This window comes from Citrobacter sp. KTE151 (genome assembly GCF_000398845.1).
In the GTDB taxonomy this organism is placed as follows: Bacteria; Pseudomonadota; Gammaproteobacteria; order Enterobacterales; family Enterobacteriaceae; genus Citrobacter; species Citrobacter braakii.
Window position 1 is genome coordinate 1 of sequence record NZ_KB976070.1, and the last position, 5,401, is coordinate 5,401.

Annotated in this window: 5 protein-coding genes; 2 read left to right on the forward strand and 3 right to left on the reverse strand. The window is 54.0% G+C overall.

The annotated features are described in order from the left end of the window. The first annotated feature begins 184 nt into the window (after positions 1-184). Positions 185-673, forward strand: a complete 489-nt coding sequence (locus tag WC7_RS00025) for a hypothetical protein (RefSeq protein WP_016155422.1) — start codon at positions 185-187, stop codon at positions 671-673. Positions 674-1,116: 443 nt separating this feature from the next. On the opposite strand, the gene WC7_RS00020 is transcribed toward WC7_RS00025, so the two are convergent. Both WC7_RS00020 and WC7_RS00015 read right to left on the reverse strand, forming a co-directional pair. Next, complete coding sequence (locus WC7_RS00020; RefSeq protein ID WP_016155423.1) at positions 1,117-1,665, reverse strand: hypothetical protein; 549 nt, start codon at positions 1,663-1,665, stop codon at positions 1,117-1,119. After that, entirely contained in the window at positions 1,658-2,149 is a 492-nt protein-coding gene (locus tag WC7_RS00015) for a recombinase family protein (protein ID WP_016155424.1), read from the reverse strand. Before WC7_RS00015 ends, WC7_RS00020 begins: the two co-directional genes overlap by 8 nt. Positions 2,150-2,490: 341 nt before the next feature. On the opposite strand from WC7_RS00015, the gene WC7_RS00010 reads away from it, so the two are divergent. Beyond that, the gene (locus WC7_RS00010; protein ID WP_181631038.1) at positions 2,491-4,368 is read left to right on the forward strand and encodes a DUF927 domain-containing protein; all 1,878 of its coding nucleotides are present in this window, start codon (positions 2,491-2,493) and stop codon (positions 4,366-4,368) included. A gap of 494 nt (positions 4,369-4,862) precedes the next feature. Here WC7_RS00010 and WC7_RS00005 read toward each other — a convergent pair whose 3' ends face one another. Then, positions 4,863-5,318 carry a helix-turn-helix domain-containing protein gene (locus tag WC7_RS00005; protein WP_016155426.1) on the reverse strand — a complete coding sequence of 152 codons (456 nt, stop codon included), beginning with the start codon at positions 5,316-5,318 and terminating at the stop codon, positions 4,863-4,865. Positions 5,319-5,401: the final 83 nt, after the last annotated feature.

Sequence of the window (5,401 nt, forward strand, 5' to 3'; positions counted from 1 at the left end):
CCCCAGCCACTGCGAGATTGAGCGCGAGACGTTCACCTGCCAGCTGCTGCGCCAGATCATGAGCCTGACGCCTGCTGCTTATCCGGGGCTCCCTGAGGCTGTCCCGGAATGGCAGACCATTAGCGAGGCGGAGCAACGCCAGATCGTCGAGACCATTAACGCCTGTTTACGTTGAGAGGTGCCCATGCAGCTGGATTTATTCAGACAGAAAGGCGGCATGGGACTCTCTGAGCGGGAAGCCGTCGAGGTGGCCCGCCTGCGCTGGCACGCTTTCCGCCGTGCGTTCGTGGGCCCGCCCTGCCCTGAGTTCATCCGACGCGCCCGCCCAGCTTGCCGCGTCATACCTGCCGCCCCTCCTGTCGTCTTTATCCCTGAGCCTGAGATTGAGCCGGAGCTGGAAACATTGCCGGAGCCATCACTGGAGCCGGAGGGCGAGGAATACGACGATTTTGATATGCCGGACGCCACTCCGCTGGATACGTCGCAAATTCTGGCCTCTGCACGTTACCAGATGGAGGCGGAGCGCCTGCAACGTCTGGGCTGCTATCGTCGCGCCAGCACTCGCTACCAAAAAGCCCTCATGTTTGCATCGCCCGGCAAACGGGCAGACAGGCTGCGGGTCATGGTCAATAAGTGCGCCCGCATGGCGGGTAAGTGTGTTCGGGAATACTGACGATTTAGCCAAGCAGCTGCACTATGAGTTCCGCTTTGAGGATGCGCTCTGCGTGGCCTTCCGGCATGAGCAGCGCGGGGATTGGCGCAGGGCGGCTTCGGCATACGTCAGGGCCTCCCGATCTGCCCCATACCCGGAGAGCGTCGAATATTGCAGGCAGTGCGCTGAGTGGTGCAGTTTTGCTGCTGAATTGTCAGTAATGTGACTATTTTGGCACAAACTGCGGCACCGCCGCCCCTACCGATAGGCGTTATGGTTGACACAATGCTCAAATTTGAGTAAGTTTATAGTCACTAGCGATACGTGGGATCTCCCAAGAGATACGTTAGCGTCAACCCGAATAGGGTCGCAGGCCGCGCCGCGATAACCAATGACCTCCACCTAATACCTAATTTAAGTAGTAAAGCAGTAACAAGAGGCGATCCGTAAGGTCGCCTTTTTTGTTATCTCCGCCTGCGTCTCTGCTGCTCTTTCGTTGCCAGCTTCTCGCCGTTCATACGCGCATCAATTACTCGCCAGATATTAAACCGGGCATGTACGCCAACATCAGCCGCCCAATCATCCTCTGGATATGCTGTTGTGACCTTTAGCCTTATGTCACTTGCCGGGTGATTGCTGGACGATATGTCAAAAAATAAGCGGTACGTAACGCCCATATGATGTTCTTCAAGATAGAAGAATGACTCACGCCGCTCCTTCATCGTAAGCCCCAGCAAAACGTTATTTTCAATAAGTATGGGTATCAGGCCGGGTAACAGCAGTGAACCTTCGTAACGCTCAGTGCAGAAATATCGGCGGCTATCCTCATAGAGGAGGGATTCATCATCATTCTCTGCAAAGTGTTTGGTAAAACAGTGATTACTGTAGGTAACAAAAAATCTGACTGTCTTAGCCGGATGCGTTGCCGTCGCCGCACGTGTAACTCTTATAACAGAATGATTTAGGTGAGAAAGCCTGTAAACCTTCCCTCCGTGCGTAAAGTCATTAACCATGAAGTAGCCCGCTATCCCTTAATTTATGCCGATAGTCTCTCAGCTTGCTACGCGACCACTCTCCCCCGGTCGCGCTCCTGAATCCCTGCGCATTGAGTTGCGCGGCAATGTCCGCTAATCCTGCGCCCTGCTGCGTCAGTGACACGATCAGCGCGTCGGCCTCACTATCCACTGCCTGAAAGCGTGGATCGCTTGTGGTGCGCTGTGGTGCGTTTGGTGGCGTTGTCGTGCGTTGCATTTCCGGCTTGTCAGGCACCGTCTGACGTTGCGGTGCTGCTGTCTTACGCTGTGGTGCACCTGCTATGGTTTCCAGTAGCTCGATCACCCGGTCGAGCTTGTCAGCGGCGGCAGGTGCAGGCACAACCCCAAGGTAGGCCCGCAGCGCTGCTGCGGTGATGTCCGTGCGGGTGAGGTGTTCGGCGCTGGCACGTTCATCGAGCAGCTGCACAAGGTCGTCAGGTAGTCGGATGCTGAGCTGGGGCATTATGTTGTCCTCCGGTTGTCATTCCCTGTCATGTTACGTCATACGCGACGTAATGCAATGGAGTACATCAGGGGGAGGGGCGCAGCTGTCGCAGCGCATTAAGACAATCCACCGCAGCCCCCGCCAATGTGGGCAAATTTGCGCTTTCATCAAGAAGTTATCCACAACGGCAGACGTGCCGCAAGGCTGTAGGGTGGTGCAAAAAAGATGAAGATCGACGCCTGATCATTACTTGCCGACGCTGTTTGGGATCGCTATGCTTACCCCTGAAACGCAAAAGGCCCCAGCTGGTAACTGGGGCCTCTGCGAAATTGGTTTGATTTGCGTAGGAACCAAATGGGTTGGCTACAAATCATCACCGCGCAATAGTGATGATAGCCATTGGTTCCCAAGCAATCAAGCGTTACGCGCCTTTTGGCGCTGCTTTTTTGCGTACAAGGAATAAAGTAATGGCAGACATCATCGCTACCACGCAGGACAACGTAACACCGATTAAAAAAGCTGAGTGCCCTTATATTGTATTTAGCGATAACGGCGTACTCCTCCGCATTACAAAGACCGTCAAAGATAAAACTATTGAAACGCTAACCCCTGTTTGCGCATCACCGCTGCGCGTTATTGGCTGGGCTGAGCAAAAAAATTCGCAGTATCGTGTAATCCAGCTGGGTGGCTTTCGGCCTCGCAAAATCCTGCTACCGATGAAAGATATTGGCACGCCGTCAGGTTGGTCGTTGCTAATGGGGTTCGGGGCCCAGCCTACGCAGCAAAAAGGGCTGCGCCCATGGTTAGCTGAATACCTCCAGTCATCCATTGCTTACGATGAAAACGGCAACATAGCGGGTGAGTTGCCAGAATGGCAGATCGTCAATAATCCGGGCTGGCTCAATGGCGCTTTCGTTATGCCTGACTGCACTTTGCTGAGCAGCGATAAAACCGAGCGCCGCATTATCGTTGATTTAAAAAGCAGCGCTGAGGGTTGCGATACCTCTACGGCTGGCACGCTGGAAAGCTGGAAAAAAGAGGTTGGCGCTCTGGTCAAAGGTAATGACCATTTGCTGCTGGCGCTAGGTGTGGCGCTTGCCGGGCCGATGCTGGGTGTGTGCAACGTGGACGGGTTCGGGGTTCACTTTTTTGGTGAGTCCTCAGCGGGCAAAACAACGGCGGGTTATCTGCATTCCTCTGTATTTGGCAATCCAAGTGAGCGGCAATTATCTTGGAATGCCACGCCATTGGCTTTATGTATCGCTATGGCGGCAAATAACGATTTGAGTGTGTTCATTGACGAGTTAAAAATGCTGAAAGCCAGCTATGCAGATAGCGCAATTTATAGCATTTTCTCCCAGCGCTCCCGCTTACAGGGCCACAAAGATGGTGGACTGCGCGAAACGTATTCATGGCGCAATACGGTACTGAGCACCGGAGAATTAACAATTGATGCACAATGTCGGGCACTGACCGGGCACGGCGTAGATGCTGGCGTGTTGGTTCGTATGCTCGACATCCGATTTGAGCCACCTAAAAACCTTCACGGAGCGGCTGACGGGGCAGCATTCTCTGATCGCATCAAATCCGCCGCGATGGATAACCATGGCGTTTTCGGTCGGGTATGGTTGCAACTGCTGACTAATAGGCCGAGCGAAACGCGGGGATTCTATCAAAAGTCGCTTTTACGTTGGGCATCTGTCTGCGGTTCGTCACAAGGCCAATACCAGCGCGTTGCGTCAAAGTTTGCCCTGATTGAGACCGCGCTTCTCATGAACTCCAAAGCTAAAAACATTCCTGTGGCACCTGCTGAAATAACGGCGGCGCTGGAGCGGATTTATGCCGTATGGGCTGAGGATTTCAACGGCGGTAATGATGCCAGCCGTGAATCATTTGCAGTCATTGAACGAGCAGAAAATATGCTCACCCAGATCGGGCACTTCTTGCCGTGGGGAGCAACTGAAAGCGGGAAGGGTTACGGCATCCCCTCAGAATTATGGGGCTACATCAAAAAGACAGATGACCAAACGGAATATTACATTCTGCGCGAAGCCTTCCGCGAACACATTGCTGTCACAATGGATGCGAGTCGTGCAGCCAAGCTGCTGGAGGAGGCTGGGATGCTGATCCCTTGCTTCAATGGTAAAAAGCGATATGAGTGGCGACTGCGGCCCGTAACGGGGATGCAAACGCCGGGTTATCGCCTCATTATGCCGGATAATGACCAGCAAGATTGACCGCTCAGGAGCCGAAAGGCTCCTTTTTTATGCCCTGAACACACTGAGTGTGTGTGTTCAGACGGTTGGTGTGTTTGTTGGTGTGTTCACGTAAACCCCCGAATTACGGGGCTTTAACCCCATTGAACACACCAAACACACCAAACACACCATTTTCCTGCGTCTATATAGAGAACTACGGAATGCCGCGCCATTAGTGGATTGGGCAATGTATTCCCTTATATATATAAGATTTAGTGTGTTCAGTGTGTTCAGTGTGTTCAGTGATTATAAGTGCCCGTATATTGGGGCTTTATTCTGAACACACTCTGAACACACTCTATTTTTTTAGTGTGTGCGCAGTGTGTTCATGGACGTGCTGCTGATTGGAATGGTGCAAATTTGGCAGGCACTGCCGCAGACGTGCCGGGGTTGCCTGAAATAAAAAAAGATTAATATTTGAGCAGGTGCTTGCCCTTACGGGGAGGGGCCGGGCTGATCGCCCGGCATGGTGCCTAATCGTCTTTCAGCGCCTGCCGCATGACCTCTGCGGGGTCAATAATCTGGTACACCATAGCCTCATGAGCAAAGGCCCGCGTAAGGGCGGAGATCAGGCTTGCCGCTGCGCGAACGGTGGGCAGGTCTTTGCTGCGGAGCGCTGTCATGGCCTCGCCCTGCACGCTCTCCAGTAGCTTGATCTGGCGCTTGATGATGACCTGTTGTTGCTCCCGGAGAGAGTCGCGCAAGTCCCGAAGCCGTTCGGCCTCGCTGGGTGGCAGGTTGTCATATTTGGCCTGCGCGTCGCTGATCAGCCTGTCGAGCTCGTTGCTTTGGGCTTTGATGGTGTCCTTTGCCAGCCATTTGGAGACGGTGCCGCGATTGCATCCCATCTTTTCGGCAATCTGCTGCATGGTGAGCCCTTCGGCGCGTAGGGCGCGGGCTTGAATGGCGCGGGGGGATGGTGGTCGCATGGTGCTGCCTCGAATGTTGCCACGGGTTGCTCATAGTGGCATCACGACTGCTTTTTGGCGGGCCCAGCCCGCCGCCTCCCCAT

Excerpts from the sequence above, each read along its gene's own strand:
- WC7_RS00025 (WP_016155422.1), top strand. The coding sequence starts at position 185 with ATGCAGCTGGATTTATTCAGACAGAAAGGCGGCATGGGACTCTCTGAG.
- WC7_RS00015 (WP_016155424.1), bottom strand. The coding sequence starts at position 2,149 with ATGCCCCAGCTCAGCATCCGACTACCTGACGACCTTGTGCAGCTGCTC.
- WC7_RS00020 (WP_016155423.1), bottom strand. The coding sequence starts at position 1,665 with ATGGTTAATGACTTTACGCACGGAGGGAAGGTTTACAGGCTTTCTCAC.
- WC7_RS00005 (WP_016155426.1), bottom strand. The coding sequence starts at position 5,318 with ATGCGACCACCATCCCCCCGCGCCATTCAAGCCCGCGCCCTACGCGCC.